19 protein-coding genes and 1 pseudogene are annotated in these 20,501 nt (G+C 54.6%); 5 read left to right on the top strand and 15 right to left on the bottom strand.

Annotation, left to right across the window (positions count from 1 at the left end; all coding sequences use genetic code 11):
- Window positions 1-59: 59 nt before the first annotated feature.
- From VI25_RS21620 to VI25_RS21600, 5 genes and pseudogenes are all read right to left on the bottom strand, one after another.
- On the bottom strand, window positions 60-416 hold the full coding sequence (locus VI25_RS21620) for a chitobiase/beta-hexosaminidase C-terminal domain-containing protein (RefSeq protein ID WP_161807015.1): 357 nt from the start codon (window positions 414-416) through the stop codon (window positions 60-62).
- A 36-nt stretch (window positions 417-452) separates the two neighbouring features.
- A pseudogene (locus tag VI25_RS21615) lies at window positions 453-1,813 on the bottom strand (beta-N-acetylhexosaminidase); the annotation flags it as partial.
- A 225-nt stretch (window positions 1,814-2,038) separates the two neighbouring features.
- A complete protein-coding gene (locus VI25_RS21610) occupies window positions 2,039-2,329 on the bottom strand; it encodes a hypothetical protein (protein WP_055562872.1) in 291 nt (96 codons plus the stop codon).
- A 35-nt stretch (window positions 2,330-2,364) separates the two neighbouring features.
- Entirely contained in the window at window positions 2,365-3,174 is an 810-nt protein-coding gene (locus tag VI25_RS21605) for an HTTM domain-containing protein (protein ID WP_055562871.1), read from the bottom strand.
- Window positions 3,159-3,677: a hypothetical protein gene (locus tag VI25_RS21600; protein ID WP_045689766.1), complete on the bottom strand. Its 519-nt coding sequence runs from the start codon at window positions 3,675-3,677 to the stop codon at window positions 3,159-3,161. The genes VI25_RS21605 and VI25_RS21600 overlap by 16 nt, the downstream gene beginning before the upstream one ends.
- Before the next feature lie 594 nt (window positions 3,678-4,271).
- Between VI25_RS21600 and VI25_RS21595 the strand changes: the two genes are divergently transcribed.
- Window positions 4,272-4,697, top strand: coding sequence for a hypothetical protein (locus VI25_RS21595; RefSeq protein ID WP_052695441.1), 426 nt, complete (start codon window positions 4,272-4,274; stop codon window positions 4,695-4,697).
- Window positions 4,698-4,837: 140 nt separating this feature from the next.
- Here the strand turns inward: VI25_RS21595 and VI25_RS21590 are convergent, their stop codons facing one another.
- Window positions 4,838-5,131 carry a hypothetical protein gene (locus VI25_RS21590; protein WP_045690309.1) on the bottom strand — a complete coding sequence of 98 codons (294 nt, stop codon included), beginning with the start codon at window positions 5,129-5,131 and terminating at the stop codon, window positions 4,838-4,840.
- Between the two features lie 426 nt (window positions 5,132-5,557).
- On the opposite strand from VI25_RS21590, the gene VI25_RS21585 reads away from it, so the two are divergent.
- The gene (locus tag VI25_RS21585; protein WP_045690308.1) at window positions 5,558-6,790 is read left to right on the top strand and encodes an isocitrate dehydrogenase (NADP(+)); all 1,233 of its coding nucleotides are present in this window, start codon (window positions 5,558-5,560) and stop codon (window positions 6,788-6,790) included.
- A gap of 115 nt (window positions 6,791-6,905) precedes the next feature.
- Here the strand turns inward: VI25_RS21585 and VI25_RS21580 are convergent, their stop codons facing one another.
- Complete coding sequence (locus VI25_RS21580; RefSeq protein WP_045690307.1) at window positions 6,906-7,985, bottom strand: NAD(P)-dependent alcohol dehydrogenase; 1,080 nt, start codon at window positions 7,983-7,985, stop codon at window positions 6,906-6,908.
- Window positions 7,986-9,050: 1,065 nt separating this feature from the next.
- Here VI25_RS21580 and VI25_RS21575 point away from each other — a divergent pair.
- On the top strand, window positions 9,051-10,274 hold the full coding sequence (locus VI25_RS21575) for a replication initiation protein (protein ID WP_045690705.1): 1,224 nt from the start codon (window positions 9,051-9,053) through the stop codon (window positions 10,272-10,274).
- Between the two features lie 186 nt (window positions 10,275-10,460).
- Here the strand turns inward: VI25_RS21575 and VI25_RS21570 are convergent, their stop codons facing one another.
- The 8 genes from VI25_RS21570 to VI25_RS21540 all read right to left on the bottom strand — a co-directional run bounded on the left by VI25_RS21570 (window position 10,461) and on the right by VI25_RS21540 (window position 18,262).
- On the bottom strand, window positions 10,461-11,213 hold the full coding sequence (locus VI25_RS21570; protein ID WP_236705190.1) for a succinylglutamate desuccinylase/aspartoacylase family protein: 753 nt from the start codon (window positions 11,211-11,213) through the stop codon (window positions 10,461-10,463).
- 44 nt (window positions 11,214-11,257) lie between these two features.
- Window positions 11,258-11,524, bottom strand: a complete 267-nt coding sequence (locus VI25_RS21565; RefSeq protein ID WP_052695832.1) for a hypothetical protein — start codon at window positions 11,522-11,524, stop codon at window positions 11,258-11,260.
- Window positions 11,525-11,563: 39 nt separating this feature from the next.
- Complete coding sequence (locus VI25_RS21560; RefSeq protein ID WP_052695834.1) at window positions 11,564-12,946, bottom strand: ABC transporter permease; 1,383 nt, start codon at window positions 12,944-12,946, stop codon at window positions 11,564-11,566.
- 4 nt (window positions 12,947-12,950) lie between these two features.
- The gene (locus tag VI25_RS21555; RefSeq protein WP_045690706.1) at window positions 12,951-13,460 is read right to left on the bottom strand and encodes a DUF3526 domain-containing protein; all 510 of its coding nucleotides are present in this window, start codon (window positions 13,458-13,460) and stop codon (window positions 12,951-12,953) included.
- The gene (locus tag VI25_RS25405) at window positions 13,457-13,627 is read right to left on the bottom strand and encodes a hypothetical protein (RefSeq protein WP_161807014.1); all 171 of its coding nucleotides are present in this window, start codon (window positions 13,625-13,627) and stop codon (window positions 13,457-13,459) included. Before VI25_RS25405 ends, VI25_RS21555 begins: the two co-directional genes overlap by 4 nt.
- The gene (locus VI25_RS28720; RefSeq protein WP_072144884.1) at window positions 13,621-15,084 is read right to left on the bottom strand and encodes an ATP-binding cassette domain-containing protein; all 1,464 of its coding nucleotides are present in this window, start codon (window positions 15,082-15,084) and stop codon (window positions 13,621-13,623) included. Before VI25_RS28720 ends, VI25_RS25405 begins: the two co-directional genes overlap by 7 nt.
- A gap of 62 nt (window positions 15,085-15,146) precedes the next feature.
- Window positions 15,147-17,564, bottom strand: a complete 2,418-nt coding sequence (locus VI25_RS21545) for a TonB-dependent receptor (RefSeq protein ID WP_262489994.1) — start codon at window positions 17,562-17,564, stop codon at window positions 15,147-15,149.
- A gap of 425 nt (window positions 17,565-17,989) precedes the next feature.
- Window positions 17,990-18,262 (bottom strand): hypothetical protein, encoded by a 273-nt coding sequence (locus VI25_RS21540; RefSeq protein WP_045690666.1) that lies wholly within the window; start codon window positions 18,260-18,262, stop codon window positions 17,990-17,992.
- Between the two features lie 792 nt (window positions 18,263-19,054).
- On the opposite strand from VI25_RS21540, the gene VI25_RS21535 reads away from it, so the two are divergent.
- Together VI25_RS21535 and VI25_RS21530 are read left to right on the top strand one after the other, a co-directional pair.
- A complete protein-coding gene (locus VI25_RS21535) occupies window positions 19,055-19,798 on the top strand; it encodes a ParA family protein (protein WP_055562868.1) in 744 nt (247 codons plus the stop codon).
- An 11-nt stretch (window positions 19,799-19,809) separates the two neighbouring features.
- Window positions 19,810-20,274: a hypothetical protein gene (locus tag VI25_RS21530; RefSeq protein WP_045690558.1), complete on the top strand. Its 465-nt coding sequence runs from the start codon at window positions 19,810-19,812 to the stop codon at window positions 20,272-20,274.
- The last annotated feature ends 227 nt before the right edge of the window (window positions 20,275-20,501 follow it).

Below are 20,501 nucleotides of genomic sequence, written 5' to 3'. Positions count from 1 at the left end.
AGCATCATTCTTAACGAGTACGAAAGTGCTTGTCAACTCCTATCCTGGGTATCCTAAAATCAGTTCACAACCACCTCTGCCGGGGGGCTTTTTCGCCCGTTGGGGGCAATGGTGATGGCGCGCACGGTAAGCTGGCGATTTAGCGGTATGGTGATGGGCTTGGTATACAGCTCGGTGGTTTCGTCGGGCAGCTTGCCGTCGAGGGTGTAGCGGATTTGGGCTCCGGGCACTACGGAGCGGAGCGTAAAAACGGCTTTCCCATCTTGCTTGACCATGCTGGCCGCATCCAGGCCAAGGGGCTCAGGCACCCGGTAGTTGATCTTATGCTGATCTAGGCGGGCAAACTGCTTGCCCAAGCGGGGTAGAAAATCGGCGTAGTTTTTTTGGGCGGCGGGTGTCCATGCTACTTCAGACACGGCCAGCAGGCGCGGAAATAGCATGTACTCTGCTTTTTCAGGAGTGGTAATGTACTCCGTCCACAAGTTGGCCTGGGGCCCAGGATGTGCTGCTGCTGCTCGGGGGTTAGCTCCTTGGGCAAAGGGTTGTAGCCGTATACCTTCGCCAGTGGCACGTAGCCCCCAATCATGAGCGGCTCGTGGGGGCTGTGCGGCACGGGGTTCTGGCCGGCATCAAGGTAGAGGAATCCGGCGGGCGTCATCACCACGTCGTTGCCGCGCTTGGCGGCCTCAATACCACCTTGCTCGCCCCGCCAGCTCATTACGGTGGCCGTAGGGGCAATGCCGCCTTCCAGAATTTCGTCCCAGCCGATGAGCTTCTTTCCTTTTGAAGTCAAAAAGGCCTCAATGCGGCGGTTAAACCAGCCTTGCACCTTCTCTACATCCGTGATGTTCTCGCGCTTCATGATTTCCTGCACCGCCGCGCTCTCCTTCCAGCGTGCTTTCGGCGCTTCGTCGCCGCCGATGTGGAAGTACTTGCCCGGAAACAGGGCGGCCACTTCCGTCAGGACGTTTTCGAAAAACTGAAACGTGGGCTCCGTCGGGCACACAATATCTTCGTTCACGCCCCACTGAGTCCAGGTTTCGTAGGGGCCGGGCTTGCAGGCCAGCTCGGGGTAGGCCGCTAGAATGGCCACGGAGTGCCCCGGCATTTCTATTTCGGGTACAATGGTGATGTAGCGCTGCTGAGCATAGGCTACTACTTCCTTAATTTGCTCTTGAGTGTAGAAGCCGCCGTAGGGTTGGCCATCGTACTTGAAATCGGCGGGCGTTTTAAAGGTCTGTTGGGCTCCCAGCAGGGTTTCCTTGCGGAAGGCACTGATTTGAGTTAGCTTCGGATACCGCTTGATTTCGATGCGCCAGCCCTGGTCATCAGTAAGATGCCAGTGAAAGGTGTTGAGCTTATAGGCCGCCAGAAAATCAATGTAGCGCTTCACAAACGCTACCGGGAAGAAGTGCCGGCAAACGTCGAGCATACCCCCCCGCCACCGGAACGCGGGTTGGTCGGTGATGCGCACGTAGGGTACCGGCGTAGTAGCTGCTGACTGCACGGGGAGCAGTTGCAGAAACGTCTGGCTGCCGTAGAGCAACCCGGCTCCGGTAGCGGCCGTGATGCCCACGCCCGTTTTGTCAACTACCAGTTGGTAGCCCTCGGGGTTGGCCATGGTGGCCGTGCGCAGCCGGATGTGAGCGTCCTGGCTGGTAGTGGTTAGCGCCACCGTTTTGCCGAGCGGGGCCAGCAGCCCGCGCAGCAGCGTAGCCACGTTGCGCGCGTCGGGGGTGGTAGCAAATACGCGCACCGTTTGCGGCAAGGAATAAGTAGCAGCGTAGGCTTTTACTTCGCGGGGCAAGGGCACTAGGCCCAGGCGCTGGTGGGTACTTCCTGCTGAGCCAGGCCAGGCTTACTCAGCAAGAGGCTTAGGCCACATACGCCCACACAGCGGGCAGCAAACGATGAAAGAACGGGCATGACGGTTGGGAAGGACAGTAGAGAGGCCGGGGAAGAACAATTTGTGCCCCTAACGTAAGCATCTTGCCGGTCAACTGCTTACTGCCCTGCTCCTATTCCTTCTCGCGCTGACTTACTGCGCCACGGAAGTAGCACCCTCGGGCACGGCCCTGAAGCCAGGTACTATACGCACTAGTTGGCGCTTCACCAGGGTTTTCGCTCCGGCCGGCACCTGCGCAAACACCCAGCGCCAGTCAATGAGGAGAAAGCACAAGGCCTGATAGTCAATGAAGGGCAGGTTCATTAGGAAGCCAATAGACTTGTGCATCAGAATGGCGCCGAGAAGGTACAGCACGCGGGGCCAGCCGCTCAGCAGCAACGTGAAGGCGCAAAGCTCAAACAAGGTAGCTGCAATGGCGAACACCTGAATGTAGAGCGGAGTAGCCGTAATGAAATGGCCTACCTTCTGCCAGAAAGGGCTACCCTGCGGTTGCCGTAGGAGTAAGTATAGATGCCGAATCCGTCCTTCCACTTCTCCTGCTGGGGCACATCGGGTGGACCAATATACATCGGCTTGTTGCCGGGGGTGTAGGGGTTAGCGCTGCCGTCCAGGTAATGAGTTAGGGTCTGACCATCCAGCCATTCCATTCCGCCGTAGCGCACCTTGGAAACGCCCGCTGTGAAGTACGTGCAGGCTAGCAGAATAAGGATGAGCTTGTAGCCCCACGCGGGCACGGGTGGCCCCGCTAGCACCCGCCACAACGGCTTCTGCGGGCCGCTGGGTTGCTTGCTGAGGGTGCCCAGTAGCCGGTCAACGGAGAAGCTGGTGGAGCCCGGCGCTACGGATAGAACCAATAGCACCTGCGAAATCAGGCTGGCCTCGTGATTGAAAAAGCCTCGGGAAACGTCAATATCCACAAGGTAGATAGTAGCCAGCCCGAAGATGAACAAGGCCGGGCGGGTACCAAGCCCTAGTGCCGCGCACCCCGCCACCACGTAGTAGAGCACGGCAAACGGCTGCGCGTACTCTGGGGCCAGCGGGAATGGCAGGCCCAGCAGTTTGATGAGCATGCTGGGCTCGTGCAGCTTGTCTAGGGCCGGGTTGATAAAGGTTAGCCCTTGCATCCACTCATAATCCCGAAATACCTGGTAGGCGCACAAAATGGGCAATACAATGCGAATCAGGCCGAGGGGTTGGAAGCGGCTTTTCTCGAAGAAGTAAGCGTTCAAGGCTGACGTCCACTTACGGGAGGCTAGTTGCTTTTCCATACGTGCGTGAATTTTTGAGCTTGAACTGCGTAATACCCTACTACATGCTTTTCTTGCAGCTTATAGCGCCGGTTGTAGCGGCTTATTTCTAGTCGGATGGTGTCTACTGGTGCTGCACCGGTGGCTAGGTCGGTAGCAAAGTAGTGGGTGAAGAACGTACTCATCCGGTTTTCGAACTGCGCTTTCGTGTCCTGCTCAAAGTAGCCCAGGGGCGACTTGGCTTCCGCTGACCCGTAGATCTTATTGAGGAAGAAGCGCATGGTGGCGTAGTTCCTGGCGTGCGCATCGTTCTTGTTTAGCCCCGGGTACAGTGCTTTCTCCGTCTGGCCCTTTGTGCCCACAAAGTCAATGTCGTAGAAATTCGTGTCGTCGCCAATGTAGTGCGCAAACATGGGCGCGGGTGTAAATGGAAACGACTCCTTCCCCTGAACGATGGAGCACAAATTGGGCCCAATGAAGGCACACATGACGCCAACTGCGGCCGCCTTTTGAATTGGTTTCATAGCAATGAGTAGTAAGTAATCTTATCAGAAGCAGTGGCCCGCGGAAGCAGTAGAAGACTACTATGCAGGACAGGTAAGTGTCAATAGATCATGGCAATAGCAGCAATCTGCCAGTCAATATATGAATATCAAAATTATATTTTGCATACATACTATCTCACTGCATATTCTTTGGTATGCTCTGTACTAGCAATGACTCGAGTTCGTCGGCTTTAATTCGCGTTTTCTGCGCCTGGTTTCGCCCCCGATTGAGAACTGTCCAGCGTCTGACCTGATCGGCCTACTGGAATTGGATGATGTACTAACGACGGCGCCCAAATCCATAGCTCATATTGGGACCAGCCTAGCGTCCAAAGGCCTTGCGGTGAAACGTATAGGTATCCCATCATAAATAAACCCTATCCGCAGATTACAAACGTGTTACCATCGGTTACTTTAAGGTGGCTTGTCACTTTTCAGCACAACAGTTAGCCATGCAGAACTAGAATCCGTACTAAGCCAGTTGGCTATGTATATTTCTAGCCGTACTCTAGGTGTGTAGCTAGCTGCACTACTGGAGTTTCCGCCTCCTGCTCGCCCCCTCAGCAACCATCCATGCCTACAGAATTAATCAACGGATTCGGCGAAGTCTATCTAACCATTGACTACGATGCCACCGGCCCGTGGGTGTACAATAATTGGATTGGTCCTCAGACATATACGGGCATTATCAGTGGGGCCGATGCCTGCCTGCACCCCCTACGTGAGCACGAGTGCGCCTACCTACTCAACGACAACCGGCAGGTAGTGGGCCACTGGGACCACGCCGTTGAGTGGATTATAAGCAATTGGGCTCCGCGCGCCACGGCGCAAGGCCTGACGCACTTTGCCAACGTCATCAGCCAGGAGGAGCTAGCCGCTATTTCAGCGGAAGCAATGCGCGTTGGCCTTAGCAACCGCCTGCAAATGCGCATGTTTGGTACCATTGAGGAAGCCCAAGCGTGGCTCCGCGAGGCTCATCAACAAGCAACCCAAGGATAATCTAGATCTGCTTTCAATGCGTCAGCGCTGTGCTTCTACAGCGCCGCAAAAGGCCAAATGCTACGACGGCCCGGACTGTATAGTCCGGGCCGTCGTAGCATTTGGCCTTTTGCGCGGCTTGTACTCTGCGCAACTAGCTTTTAGGGGTTGATCTGGCTTTTAGACGAAGTTGTTTTGGTTGACGTAGCGCGCTTGGGAGCCTGCCGCTTGGTCCTAGACGACGTTGTACGGCCTCTAGGAGCAGGTGAGGCTGTGGAGGTTTCTACGCCGGTTGTTTTAGGCGCGTCAGCGCGGTCGGCTCCTACGTTCTTGGTGCCCGATACGGTGGGGTTAGCGCCGGTAGTAGCGCCGGTAGGCGTTGCGTTGGGAGTAGTTTGCGCGTAGCTGAGAGTTGCACAGCCGAGAAGAGCGGCAAGTAGGAAGGCAGATTTCATAAGGCAGGAGAAAGGATACAGTACTGCTTTACGAATAGCAGCAGGTAGCGTTAGCCCACCTGCCCACTAACTACGCCCGAGGCAGGCATAGCACAGAAAAATGTACGCTCCCAGAATACCACTAGTACTACGGGCAGGTGCGCGCGTAGTGGCGGCTGGCAGAGGGCATTGCGAATAGTCGTACTGATTGAGCAGAAATAGCTCATTTGAAATGCACTAGCCTTACCTAGCTTGCGCTACTAGCTACGCCGCCCTAGCCTACCGCCGAGCCTGTGCTTGCCTTGCCCAAAGACCGGCAGGCCGAACTGGTAGGCCTTTGCATGGGCCAACCAAGCGGCATATTAGATTCGACAAGCCAGAGTCCGTATTATTGGGGGTCACACGAGTGACGAAAAAGACCATCCCATACCAGACCCCCCACAGGTAATGACAAAAATTAAGGTAGCAAACCCCGTAGTAGAACTCGATGGCGACGAAATGACGCGCATCATTTGGAAGTTCATCAAAGACAAACTCATTACCCCTTATCTTGAACTGGACATCAAGTACTACGATCTGGGCATTGAGTACCGGGACGAAACCAACGACCAGGTAACCATTGATGCGGCCAACGCTATCCGCGAGTACGGGGTAGGTATCAAATGCGCTACCATTACGCCCGACGAAGACCGCGTAAAGGAGTTCAACCTGAAGCAGATGTGGAAGTCGCCCAACGGCACCATCCGCAACATCCTAGATGGCACCGTATTCCGTGAGCCCATCGTGACCAGCAACGTGCCGCGCCTCGTGCCAAACTGGACTGCTCCTATCTGCATCGGCCGTCACGCCTTCGGCGACCAGTACCGCGCTACAGACTTTGTAACCAAAGGCAAGGGTAAACTCAAGATTACTTTCACGCCCGAGGATGGCGGCGAAGAGCAGTCGTTTGAAGTGTTCAACTTCAAGAGCGACGGCGTGGCCCTAGCCATGTATAACACCGACGAGTCGATCCGCGGCTTTGCCCACGCCTGCTTCAACCAGGCCCTGATGAAAGGCTGGCCCTTGTACCTCTCCACCAAGAACACCATCCTCAAAAAGTACGATGGTCGTTTCAAGGACATCTTCCAGGAAATCTACGAGCAGGACTACCAGACCAAGTTCAAGGAAGCGGGCATTACCTACGAGCACCGCCTGATTGACGATATGGTAGCCTCTGCCCTGAAGTGGAACGGCAACTTCGTGTGGGCCTGCAAAAACTACGACGGCGACGTGCAGAGCGACACCGTAGCGCAAGGCTTTGGCTCCCTGGGCCTGATGACCTCGACGCTGGTAACGCCCGACGGCAAGACGATGGAAGCGGAAGCAGCGCACGGCACTGTGACGCGCCACTACCGCGACCACCAAGCGGGCAAGCCTACCTCTACCAACCCCATTGCTTCCATCTTCGCCTGGACGCGCGGACTGGAGTTCCGCGGTATCCTCGACGGCAACCAGGAGCTGATTGACTTCTGCAAGGCACTGGAAGCTGTGTGCGTTGAAACCGTAGAAAGCGGCAAAATGACCAAAGACCTGGCTGTATGCATCCACGGCAACAAGGTGGAGCATGGCCGCGACTACCTCTACACGGAGGAATTCCTCGAAGCCCTCGACGAGAACCTGAAAGCCAAGTTGAGCAAGTAAGCCAACGGATTTCCGTAACCAAAAAGCCATCCGAGTCTCGGATGGGCTTTTTGGTTGGGAAGTATACTGCCAGCAGTTAGCGGCTAGCGGCTGAAGCTTGCGCCGTGACCATGCACTACGCTTCCTGTTTGAGTGATTCCATATCAATGACATAGCGGAAGCGCACTTCCTCGTCCTGCATCTTATCGTAGGCTTTGTTGATGTCCTGAATATTGATCATCTCCACCTCGGGCAGTATCTGATGCTGGGCGCAGAACTCAAGTACCTCCTGAGTTTCGGCAATGCTACCAATGATGGAGCCCGACACGGAACGGCGGTGCATGGCTACTTCTTGGTTGTTGAGGGGCGCTTTATAAGGTCCTATCAAGCCCACCGTGGTGATTACGCCGTTGCGCTTGGCTAGCTTCACATACTCGTTCACATCGAACGCATCGGGGATGGTAATGAGAATGAAGTCGAACTTCAACTCATGAGCCTTCATGGCGTCCGCATCAGTAGAGAGTAGCACCTCGTGGGCTCCCAGCTTCTCGGCAGCAGCCTGTTTCTCCTTAGTCGTGGTAATGGCCGTGACGGTAGCTCCCAGGGCCCGCGCCAACTGCACTGCCATGTGGCCCAGCCCACCGAGCCCTACTACTGCCACGCTCTGGCCGGGCCCTACCTGCCAGTATTTCAGCGGCGAGTAGGTAGTGATGCCAGCGCAGAGAATGGGAGCCGCCGCTTTTATGTCTAGTGCCTCTGGAATGCGCAGCACAAATGACTCCTTCACCACAATGTTGGTGGAGTAGCCACCAAAGGTGTTGAAGTCCTTGTTTTGAGGTTTCATGTAGCCGTTGTAAGTAGCCGTCCAGCTAACGGGGCCCTCGCAGTAGTTCTCTTCTTGCTCCTGGCAAGCTGGGCAAGTGCCGCAAGAATCTATCATACATCCTACTCCTACCACGTCGCCCACCTGAAACTTAGACACACTACTGCCTATCTCAATAACTCGTCCGATGATTTCGTGGCCGGGTACGCATGGGTAAATGGTATTGTGCCAGTCGTTTTTCACCTGATGTAAATCGGAGTGGCATACTCCGCAGTACAAAATATCGATATGAACTTCGTCGGCTTTAGGAGCATGCCGCTCAATTTCCATTTCCGATAAACCGTTGAAAATAGAGTTAGTAGCACCGTAGGCTTTGGTTTTGAATACGTCCATTGTGGAGTGGCTGTGAGCAAGAGGATGAAAGAAAAACAGCAGCACTTAACAGGCCAATAGTGGCTTGCTTAGGGTTGTGGTGTTCCTAACGGTTTTCCAGCTTAAGGGGAGAAGCATTCTACCTATAAAACTATGACTTTATGCTTGCTCCTTGCTCTTAATGGTCATCATGCTATCCTCTGATCTATAAGGGGGTAGACGCCAATTTCTACTAACTTCAAGGTAAATAATAGCACTAAAACTGGTATAAATTTTTTACTATTATTTACCTTCTAGTTAAGGCAAAATACCAGCCTTTTTTCCCTAGTACAAACCGTTCTATAATCATATACTGTTAGTTTTTGCATCTATGCTACTTATCTAAAGCAGACTTCATCTTACTGGAAAAGTTCTATACGCTCATTGGCACCGCTTAGAATTTAACAGCAGCTCGCAAGACGTGTACCTATTACAAAAAGCACGAATTCAACTAGGCTCCCTTCCATGCTAATTGCTTAACTGCATGACTGTTTTCGTGCTTTTTGTAATAGGCTGCCTAGCGAGGTAAGATAGTACACTTGCTTTCGTGCTTTTTGTAATAGGGCAAACCGTTATATCGTGTATTCAATAGTAAATATATATTACACACAATATGCTGTAAAGCAATGATTTAACCATTTATTATTCTCTTAACCCTATTACAAAAAGCACGAATTTCCGCGCCGCCGCCCAATTAACCAACCTTACGCTAGCTCAGCATCTAAACTCGATGCTATCCGCCATTTTTAGCCCTAAACACTCAAAAAAAGACCACCCCTTTTAAACGGTAGTTTTCCTTATTTATAATATTACCTAATATTATAGGGTCCATAACTATTTGAACAACATAGGGTTGCAAGCAAACTCTATTACAAAAAGCACGAATTGCCTATTACAAAAAGCACGAAAGGTTATTACAAAAAGCACGAATTGCCTATTACAAAAAGCACGAAATATGCGGGCTACCCTATTACAAAAAGCACGAATGCCTATTACAACTTAATTTTTTGTAATACCTTTCCTGTCTGAACCGCTTTACCAGTTGCCATGCAGGGAGATCTTTTTGCTCATGAGAAACCCGAGCCCGACAGCAAATTGGTTGTCCAGCGTAACGACTTAGTCAACGCGCGGTTTGCCCTCACCACTCTGGAAATGCGTTTGTTCATGGCCATGCTATCCCGCATTGAGCGGGAAGACACGGAATTTCATGAACTCCATATTCCCGTGACGGAAGTAGTAGCCGTTTCCGGGCGTCGCCCTAGCAGCAACGACTACCAGCAGCTAAAGGATATGTGTGCCTTACTGGCTTCCCGCGTGCTGTACATTGAGCGCCCTAGCAAGAAGAAGTCGAAACGAGCAGGTCAGGGTATTGAAGAGGCACCAAGCTTCTCCAACACCCCCCTGATGGCCTACGCCGACTACAACAGCGAGGAGCGCGCCCTGGTGGTGCGGTTTAATGATCGGGTTCGGGAGCACCTGCTCCAGCTCAACGAGGGAAACTTTACCCAGGCCCAGCTCATGCAGTTGTTGAAGCTGAAGAGTGCCCACTCCTACCGTATTTATTGGCTGTTGAAGCAGTACGGAAGCTTTGGTACGCGCACAATCCGCGTGGATGAGTTAAAGAGGGTACTCGACCTGGAGGGCCAATACAAGCAGTTTCCGCTGTTTAAGCTGCGGGTCCTCGACCGGGCTCAGCAAGAATTGGCTCAAACGAACCTAGCCTTCCAGTACGACCTGATTCGGGGAAAAAGCAACAGTGTGGAGGAAATTCGCTTCCGCTTCGAGCCCGTGACCAATGAAGTGCTGCTCCCTTCCCTACCGGCCACCACCGAATGGCAAAAGGTATTGCTGGAAGTAGGCGTATCGGCCAGTAGTATTGCAGCCGTTGGAGAACTTATCGACAAAGGCGACATAGAGCCAGGCTACGTGCAGTACGTGGTGCACCAGCAACGCAGCAAGAGTAGCCAGGGAAAGATTAAGAGCTTAGCCGGGGCTGTGTTCACGTCTATTACCAAAGGGCATTTGGTGGAAGACTACCACAAAATGGTTCAGCAGCGGCAAAAGACATCCGGCCGCAAGCCGGCCTCGTCTTCCCACCAGCTCATTCGCATCCGGCTCCAGGAAGCTCGGGAGGCCTTTGAGGTCATGCAGCACAAGAAAACGGCCAAGGGCACCACTTTCGAGGAGAATTTGGAGTTGGTTTACTTGTCGCAAGGGTTTCGCCAGGAGAAGGATGCCCAGGGTATTGAGTGGCTGATTAAAGAAGCCTAGCTTCCCTCCTACCCGGGCACTTAGGCGCCGAGCATACTTTGGAAGCACACCTACGAACTATATCCTATAAAAAAGGGCTAGAAGGCTGCTCGTACGCCCAACACCAGAGGAGGACAGAAGTACAAGCAGCTTTCTAGCCCTTTTTGGGGGGGTACAAGGCATGATTAGGCAACTACAGCCCTGGAGCTACGGCCGGGTAGTTAGTGGCACATGCCCAATATTTAGCAAGCTTTCTCCCTTGCTGATGGGTGGGGTAGCTGTCATGTAAAGCACTACTCCATCAACGGGGGCTACTACATCGGCAACCGGGGTTCCGAATAGGTCGGTGAGGTAGCCTAGCTTGCAGCCCTTGTGAATTAGCTCTCCGGCTTTTACCTGCGGGTAGAAAAAGCCCGTGTGAGAGCTAGTGACGGTAGTTCGCTGCGCGATTAGCAGCGGAGTGGTCGCAAGCGGTTTGTCGCCGATTATGTCCAAATGACCAAGCAGACGATAGAGCGCCTGTTTGATTTGCGCTACGGCATCTACCTCGGGCAAGCCGAAGCGGCCGCATTCAATATCAACGGCGGGGATGCCGCGCTTGATGGCTTCGCGGGAGCAGTACACGGCAGCTTGGTCTTGTAAGCTGGCTTCATTACCGAACTGCACCACGTAGGGAAACCCCAAGGCTGTGGCCATTTGCCGCCCGGTTTCGGATAGCGCCGGAGTGTCGAAGTAGTTGTAGTAGCCGGCATAGGGACGCAAGTCATCGAGGGCATCGCCGGCGTGCACATCAATGACGTGGGTACAACGCGCCATAACGTCGTTGCCCAGCCGCCACGCCAGGCGCTCGGTGATGGTTCCGTCCGCTTTACCAGGAAACACGCGGTTAAGGTTCTTCTCGTCCTGAGGGTTTACCTGAATGCGCCGCCCTAGGAAACCAGGTACGTTGGCTAGATGCACCAAAATGACCGTGCCACGCAGTTGAGCAGGGTCGAGTTCTTGGGCTAGCTGCTGCGCCGCAGAATAGGTGGGTATTCGTAGCCGTGCACCCCAGCAATGATGCCCAATACCGGGCCCGGCCGGCGGCCATGAAAGACCGTTACGGGTACTACGGCGGTATCTTGACCCGCCGTTACGTAAAGCAGCGTAGCCACCTTACGCCCGGGTGCTACTGATTGTCCGTTAAACAAAAAGGGCTTTGGAAGTGCTACTGCAAGTACTTGGGTAAAGAAAAACAGCGCCGAAAGCAGGAAGAAAAAACGAAGCGGCATAAGCAGGAAATGACAGTCAAACAAAGCGGTAAGCTGGGCTTAGCGGGGGGTAATGGGGCGCACCCGCCAGAGTACGGCCCCCAGTCCATAGACAGCCGCTACGCTCAACAACAGCTTCACTAGCCCCCGGTAGATGGTTGGTAGCTCCGGTTGGCTGGTGAAGGAATGAGTAGGCTCCCGGGCATAGTCGGCGTGCGTGAATTCGACTTTCCCAAACAGGAAAGGGTAGTAAAACGCCCGCAATGAGTCGTGGAAGCGGGTAGCGCTGCGCTGGAATTGTAGGTGGGTAGGCAGGTCGGTACCGGCCAGGGCGTTGAAGCTAGTTTGGGCATTGATAGCCGGCGAGAGCAGATTTAATTGCTCTACCAGGTCGTAGCGCTGTTGGAGGCCGTGGGCGTAGGCGGCAGCCTGGGGCGCCACGGCTAGGTCGCCGAGGTGCTGAAAGGCATAGTACCAGCGCCACACAAACCGCTCCCGGATAGTGGCCGTATCGCGCCACTGCGGGTAGAGGGCGAAGAAGCGGTTCATGGTTTCGGTTTTGGGTCGGTCCCAGCCGCCGTGAATTTCTTCGCGCTGCTTGATAGTGAGGGCAATGCCCTGGGGCACGGGGCGGGCAGTAGCTACACTCAAATTCAGTAAGCTTGGGACCAGTACCACCAATAAGAGCCATACCCCCAGCAAGGCTACGGCATTCACGGCCGAGGGACGCTGCAAGGCCGTCACGACTAGGCTCACCCCAAACCAGAACAGGCAGTAGAGCACCGTCAGGCTCAGCCACATAATCACCCGACCATCCAGCGGCACCTGAGCCCACAGCATTCCGACCACCGAAAGCAAGCCCGCCAGCCCTAGCACTACCACTAAGCGGAACGCGAGCTTGGCCCCTACTACCACCGCCGGGCGCACCGGCTGGGCCAGCAGCACTACCAAAATGCCTTCTTCCCGCTCACTAGAAAGCAAATTGAAGCACAAGGCAATGATGAGCAGCGGCAATAGGTATACCAGCACAAAAGCCAGGTCGAAATTGCCGCTGAGCACCTTCATGGGATTGGTGTTGTCGGTGGCATATAGCTGGTTTTGGAGGCCTAGCAGGCGCAGCTTCACGTACGAGGGATTCACATCACGCAGCCCCAGGGAAAGGGCGGCCCACCGGTCGGGGTGGTGCATGGCGAAAGTAGAATGGTAGTACCCAATGTCGCCGGCATCGGCGGGGCCAGGAAACTTCACTTTAAGCTCGTCCACGTTGCGGCGGGTAAGCTCCGGCAGATTGGCCAAGTGCTGGCGCTGGCGTTCAATTTCCGTGGTGCCGTAGTAGATGCCGTATAGGCCAGTAGCCAGCAGCAGGCAGCACAACAGTACAAGCCCCCGAGCGGCCCGGAAATGCCGCCATTCGTAGAAAAACAGAATTCGGAATAGGTGCATGAGATTAAGCAACGGGAGTGGTAGCAATCAGCCGTAGGCCTATCCAGCTCAGCAGGCCTGCCCAGAGCAGCAAGGCCGCCATGGGCAAAAACAAGTGCGGCCAGGCCCACCCTAGCGTGGGGGCCTGGTACATGAAGACCGGTACCGCGCGCCACGTGCTGGCATCTAGCCGGCGTTCCTTGTCGCCGTAGCCCATGCTGGCTTGCAGGCCGTTCAGGCGTTGTACCAAGTCGTAGCGGTAGGATTCTGCTGCTTGCTGAAAGTGCACGTAGTGGGCGAAATCGGAGCCAGCCAGCCCCATCGACAAAGGCCGAATAGCTTGGTAGGGGTTTAGCAGGCCAGCCCAATCGGAAAGGCGGTTTTGGCGTTGGTAAGTGGCGTTCAGAGCGGCAAAGTGCTGCTGATACACCCGGGTAGAGTATTCCTCTCCGGCGGCCATTTGCAGCCCGGCTACGCTCACCGGTAGCTTGTCTTCGGAATCGACCCCGTATTTTTTCAACAGGTCGGCTTTCAAGGCAGCGGCCCGCTTGTCCTGCGGGTCGTGACCGTTGAGCCATGCTGGGCCTGCTCGTGCACTTCGGCGTCCATTTGTGCCTTGGTGGTAGTAGGGTACAGCGAAGCACCCAAGTTGGCGGTGGCTTTGGGCAGGATGATGCCACTCAGAATCCAGAAACCTAGCAACGTAACCAGCGCCGCGCGGGAGCTGCTCTGCCCAGCCGATACCACCACGCTCCCACCACGAACAGAAAGAAATACACCGCATAGCTGACGACAAACAAGGTAAGGCGCGCCGCCAGATCAACGCCGGACGCAAACTCTTCCCCCGTAAACAACAGCACCGCCGCCAAGGCCAAGGCCGGTGCCACAACCAACGCCACGGCTTGGCTGTACCCTAGTATCTTGCCCCAAGCTACTTGCCGCATCGTTACGCCCTGGCTGAGCAGTAGTTTCAGCGTGCCGGTTTCCCGCTCCTGGGTGAAAGCTCCAAAGCACAGAAAAATGATGAGCAGCGGCACCAGCAGTTGGAGTACGAAGGCCACAGTCATTTCGCCAAACCGAATTAGAGAGCCCGACTGCTGGGCTGGGCTGAAGTTGACGCTGTTCTGCTGGTGGGCTTCCAGAAATACGGCGCTGCCCGTAAACGAGTCGACGCCAGCGTCCAGCAAGCTCAAGCCCGACTTAGGTCGGAACGCAAAAGAGCCGTAGTGAGCTACCCGGTGCGGGTGCCGGGCAGGCTGGTTGCGAAACTGCTCGTTGACGGTAGCTTGGGCCAGCTGGCGCTCTTGTTGCAGCGTACGGTACGAGGCACGGCCTACCAGCGTGGCCGCCAGCAGCAAGGCCAGCACTAGGGCACTCAGCACCCCAAACCGCCGGTCCCGCAGGGTGCTGATAAATTCTTTTTGGGCAATACTATGCATCATCGGCGGGGCTAGTTTCATGAAGGTGAGGTAGAGCTGCTCCAACTCCTGGGCGTTTAAAGTGGCGGTCGGGCGCACATCTACCAGCTCACCTTCCCGCATAATGCCCACCCGCGTGCCTACTTCCTTGGCCCGGAAAATATCGTGGGTGGCCATAAGCACGGCCGTGCCCTGTCCGCTGAGCCGGCGGAGCAACTCCGAAAACTCGTTGGAGGCTTTGGGGTCGAGGCCAGAGGTAGGCTCATCGAGCAGCAGCACCTTCGCGTGCTTGGCCACCGCAATGGCAATGCCTACCTTCTGGCGCATGCCCTTGGAGTAGGTGCCCACCCGCCGTTGCACTGCTTCCGCCGGTAGGCCAGCATCGGTGAGGTATTGAACAAGCTCCCACTGCGGGTACTTATAGCCCGCCAGGCTGCTAAATAACGCCAGGTTTTCTAGGCCCGTGAGGTGCGGGTAAAGCATTACCTGCTCGGGAATGTAGGCTAGGTATTCCTTGATCTTGATCGGGTTGGTTGCTACTTCCAGCCCATTGACGAAAGCGGCGCCCGCAGTGGGCTGCACAAAGCCTAGGAAGAGGTTAATGGTCGTGGATTTGCCCGCTCCATTCTGGCCCAGCAGGCAAAATACTTCGCCCGGGGCAATCTGCAGGTTTAGCCCGCGCAAGGCCAACTTATCGGCGTACTGCTTGCGCAATTCCTTGGCTTCGAGAATGTAAGTCATAGTACGAGTGAGTTTAAAAAGCGTCAAGGCGGAGCGTAGTCGCGGTAGCGCTCCTACTTTGCCTACTGACGAATAGCAAGGGCCGCACGCTCCACCTGCGCGTGGCCCGGCGCATCTTGGGTAAGGTCCTGCGCGCTAAAAGGTGTAGCCCATCGTGGCCATGAAGTTGCGAGGAGCGCCAGGCTGGTGCGGAAGAAGTCGTAACCGCCGACGAAGTAGTACTTGTCGAGCAGGTTATTTACGTTGAAGTGGAAGTTGAACTTGCCCGTGGTGTAGAACAAGGCCGCGTCCAGTACCGTGTAGGAAGGCCAGTAGGCCCAGTACAGCTCCCCCGTGGTAGTATTCTGTACCTGGTTCTCGGTGCGGCGGCGGCCAATGGTGTTGCCACCTACGGCCACGCCCAACCCGCGCAGGGTTGGTGTCACAAAGGTGTACTTAGTCCAGAGGCCGGCCGAGTGGCGGGGGGCGTTGGCTAGGGGTTGGCCTTCCTCTACTGGTAGGGCTGCATCCAGCACCTCAGAGCTATTGAAGGCGTAATTGGCGTTCAGATTCAGATTTGGGAGCAGGTTGCCCACCAGCTCCAGCTCCGCTCCGCGTGAGCGGACCAGGTCGTTCTGGCGGTATATCGTTGTGCCATCGGGCATCAGCGCATTGGTGGGTACCAACTGGTTGTACTTCACAATCTGGTACACGGCCGCGGTAGCCAGCAGGCCTTTATTGAAGAACTCGCCTTTCAGGCCGGTTTCCAGTTGGTAGCTGGTTTCGGTATCAAAGGGCGTGCTGCGGCCGTAGCGCTCTGGAAAGCGCAGAAACTCCGGCTTGAGCGGTCGGAAACCGGCGCTGTAGGAGGCGAAATAGTTCAAGTTGTCGCGCAGGGCGTAGGTGAGGCCAGCGCGAGGCAGCACCCGGCGCTGCGGAATAGTCTCCGACCCGTTGCCATAATCCCGTTCATCGGCGAATAGCTCGTAGCGGGCTCCTAGCAGCACATTCAGGCGCGGCGTCACGACTAGCTGGTCCTGCACGTAAAGGCCGGTAGTGTGGTAGACCGAGTTGATGTAATCGACGAAGAACTGCGGCAGCGGGCGGCGGATGTACTTGGTAGGGTCCTGAATTTCGTAGAGCGGCTTTTTCAGGTCGAAGGTTAACGGAGTGGTCACGCCATTCACCAGCTTGCTCCGGGCCTCAAACATGGTACTCTGCGGATCCGTGGTGAAGCGGATGTAGTCCACGCCCGCCACCACTTTGTGCTGCACCGGGCCGGTAGCCACGTTCAACACGAAATAGGAGGCCAGGTTCTTGGTGTATTCCTCGGCCCGGCGGTCGAAGTAGCGCAGGTTCATCACCGTGTTGGCCGGCGCGTCGGCGTAGGTGTTCAGGGTGCGGTGCTCACTCAGGTTTTCGTTGTAGGTGAAGTCGAGGTAGGACGCATTGAACGACAGCCACTCGGTGAATTTGTGATTGAGTGAGGCGTTGAGGTAGTAGGTGCTCGTGCGGAAATAGTCGCTGGGCTGGCTCAGGGTAAACGAGCGAGGCAGGGCGTACAAGTTGCCACCCTGAATGGGTAAGCCGCGGTCCAGGTAGCCGTCGATGTGGGTGTACACCAGCTCGGCATTGATGATCGTCTTATCGGTAGGCAAGAAGGTGACGGTGGGCGCCACCATCACGGAGCGGGTGTCGTTCACGTTGCGGAAGGTATTCGACTTCTCGAAGCCCGCGTTGAAACGGTACAGTACATTCTTCTGCTCATTAAGCGGCCCCGTCAGGTCGGCGGTGGCGCGCATGGTGTTGAAGCTACCCGTTGAAAACGTCAGGGCCTGATGCGCCACATCCAGGGGCTTTTTGGTTACCATATTCACCGTGCCACCGGGGTTGATGTCGCCATACAAGGCCGCGCCGGGACCTTTCAGCACCTCCACACGCTCCAGGTTCACTGTTAGAGGAGCTTGGGTAAACGAGTTGCCGTAGCTGAAGCCGGAGCGCAAGCCATTTAACAGGCGAAAGCCACTTTCGTAGCCGTTGCGGAAGCCCCGAATTGTGAGGTCGTCGTAGTGCGAGTACTGCGTAACGCCCGCCACGTTCTTTACCACTTCCGTGAGGCGCAGGGCTTGCCGGTCCTCTATCAGTTCCTTGGTTACCGTGGAAATAGACTGCGGCACGTCGATGGGGCGAGTGGCCGTTTTGGTACCCACAAAGCTGTAGTCGCTCTTGTAAGTAGTTTCCTTGCGGCCCAATACTTCTACTTCTTGCAGGGAAGTGGTCGTAGGCTGCAGAACAAAATCTACCGTTAGGGTAGGCGTGCTGGCACTGAGTACCACGGTCCGCCGGGCTTCCTGGTGGCTAAGGCTGCGCGTGATAAGGGTGTACTCGCCGAAAGGCAGGTCCAGCGAGAAATGCCCGTCAGCACTGGTTAGCGCGGCAAAGCGCCCGGTTTGTTCCACCACCGAAATGCCTTCCAGCCCTTCGCCCTTGGAGCTGGTAATGTGGCCATCAATGTGACTAGCGCTTTGAGCTGAGAGCAGCCAGGAAACAAAAAAAGTAAGAGTAGAAAAATGCGCGCCATATGGAAATGGGCTACCCTACCACCGGCCATATAGGCCCGCAGCAAAGCAGAAAAATGAAGCATGAGGAGATGGGGTTGGGCACTTCACCAAGCCAGTGCAGCCCAACCTACTGAGTTCTTAGAGCCGCATTGCCTAGCCGACCTTTGCGGATAAGAATGGGCCTATGCGTAGGCCTTGAATGGGATTCTTGAGCGGACCGGACGGGCGCAGCTACTGGTTTAGTAGTCTAAACCACTACCAGCCGAAAGGCTTTTCCTGCGGGCACTGGGTGTCCCAACTCTGCTGGGTTCGTGTAACCTCGCGCTGCACTTACTTCTCCCCTACCCTCGGCCCGCTGCCGTCCGTTAGGCGTTGTAAGGAGGGCCTCTTAAGGAGGCGCCATCTAGCAGGTGAGCTGTGCGAGCGACCGTTGCCCGCACCCGGTAAGAAGCATATACCAGAACCCGCACCGGCGTACTGACGGTTACCTCGGCACCCGGCTGAAACGCCACATTGTAGAACTGTTCAACGTGGCAGTGCTGGTGTTGGGAAGACAGAAGGAGCTTGGCAACCTCCCGTGGCTCTACTTGGAAAACAACGTCAGTTTCGGTATGCTGGTGAGCATGCAGACGCAACAAAGTAGCCTCGGGTATAAGTAACCGGGTGAATAGTAGCAGGAGCCACCACGCAATATATTTCCGCTTTCTACTCGTCACTTAACTATTTGCCAGGAAGAACAAATGTAGAAGCTTTTACATTTATGACACAAAGTTGCATGTAAATAATGTTCAGCTACTGATTGGGTTCGTCTTGGTAAGTGGAGGTGAGTAATGCACGTCTTAGTGCTTTACTCATCCCAAGAACTGCTGTGTCAGATAGGGTATATGATACTGGTGTTACCTATATTATTAGTGTTACTACTAGGGTATGAGTTATGCACTTTAGGTCCTGTCAAGAGTGCTACATCACCACCGTAATGAGGTGTTCATAGTAGGAGGTATGTCTCGATCATTTCAATATGATCAGCTAAATATCCTCTTAGGTCTAAGGGTTGACTTGAAGTCATGAGTATAGCGGAATCACGCCAGCTTGGACGTTGCTAAAGCAAGCACGAGTAGTGGGAGATGGTTATACTCTGCATGGCAGTAAAGTTATCTAACTAGGCTATCCTATTGTATTCTAAAAATGCACGGAAATCGTTAGAGCATTTCAGGTGTTATGTAGTAACACTAATAACATAGCGCTAACAACTCCTATCTTTAGTAACACTAGTAACACAATTTGTTCATATAACATCTTTATGATAAGTGAGTTGCACAACAAAGTATCCTTTTTAAATTAGGGTAGTAACACTAATAACATGCAAAACACTGGTAACAGGAGTTTGATTCTATAACATAAATAACATAACGATTATGTAGTATTGCAGCATGAGCAAGATCATCGCTTTCACCAACCAGAAAGGGGGAGTAGGTAAGACCACTTCCACGGCAAACATCGGTGCCGGGCTAGCGCGTGCTGGCTACAAAGTGCTCCTAGTGGACCTAGATCCTCAGGTCAATTTGACGCATGGCTTAGGCCTAGCTGGGGCCGAGTTCAACGTCTACGGCGCCTTGCTTCAAGAGTACCCCATCAAGGCTTATCCAGTACAGGAAAACCTGGGGCTGGTTGCTGGTGCTCCTGCATTATCTAGTTTCGAGAAAGTCAAGGGCGACGAGGTAGACCGGGAGTTTTTGCTGAAGGACTTGCTAGAACCCCTACAGGAGAAGTGCGACTTCATCTTGTTAGATTGCCCTCCCGCCCTGGGTCTTATTACCCTCAACGCGTATGCCTGCGCCGATACCCTCTACATTCCGCTGGAGGCGCAGATGTACGCAACTGATGGACTTGAGAAAGTGCTGGAAATGGTGACCCGCGTAAAGCGCCGTTTAAATCCGGCCTTAACGGTAGGTGGAATCTTCTTTACTCGCTTTGACCCGCGCAAGGTATTGCGCCGTGAAACAGCCGAGATAATCCGCGACAAATACCCGGACCTAGTGCTCAAGCACACTATTCGCGAAACTATCACCTTGGGCGAAGCTCCTCATCTGAGCCAAGATATCTTTCGGTATGCCCCCAATAGTGCCGGCGCTGCCGATTATGAGCACTTAGTGCAGGAAATTCTTACCCGCTAACTCGCAGCATCATGGCCAAATCATTCAAGCAACTTGCCGCTAAGCCAGACGGGCAAAAACGAACGTCAGAAAAAGACATTCTGGACTTCTTGGAAGAACAGGACGAGCGTCCAGTTCCTACCGCAATTCCTCAGCATCCTACCACTGAGCAGAAATTCAGCAGCGCCGATGATTTAGGTAAGACCAAGAATACTTCTGTCAGCAGTATTACCGATGATACTAGTGTTACTAATGATACTGATGTTGAGGCCGATGTTCGTCAGACGTTCATTATTGGGCAACAATACCTTGACCGCCTCAAGGACTACGTCCACACCAAGCGCGTAGCAGGTCAGTACGAGTACACGCAAAAGCAGGCCTTGCATGACGCCCTGGATAAATTGTTTGAGGGTGCCACTATTGAGGTGCGGCCAGCACACATTCGGCAGCAAGAAGAAACACGTAAGCAGCGGATTCGTCGGGGCATCCCCAAATAGGTAATACACTCTCACCGAGCTTAAAGACGGTTTGTTGTTGCCTAGTAGGACAGTGAGTATGTAACTATCGGGCTAGTGGTGGAAGAGGTGTACTTACTCTTCCAACCACTCACGGGCCCGAGTAGTTTGTGCACCTAATTACAATTAGCGAGCTACGAAGCCGACCTTAGTCGAGGCCGCCGCTTACGGGCTGGTGTGGGCGAGGCAGGGGATGTAGACGCAACAGG

This window comes from Hymenobacter sp. AT01-02 (assembly GCF_000961955.2).
GTDB lineage: Bacteria > Bacteroidota > Bacteroidia > Cytophagales > Hymenobacteraceae > Hymenobacter > Hymenobacter mucosus.
Note: the sequence above shows the minus strand (reverse complement) of the source record. Positions and strands in the feature narration are given on the sequence as shown.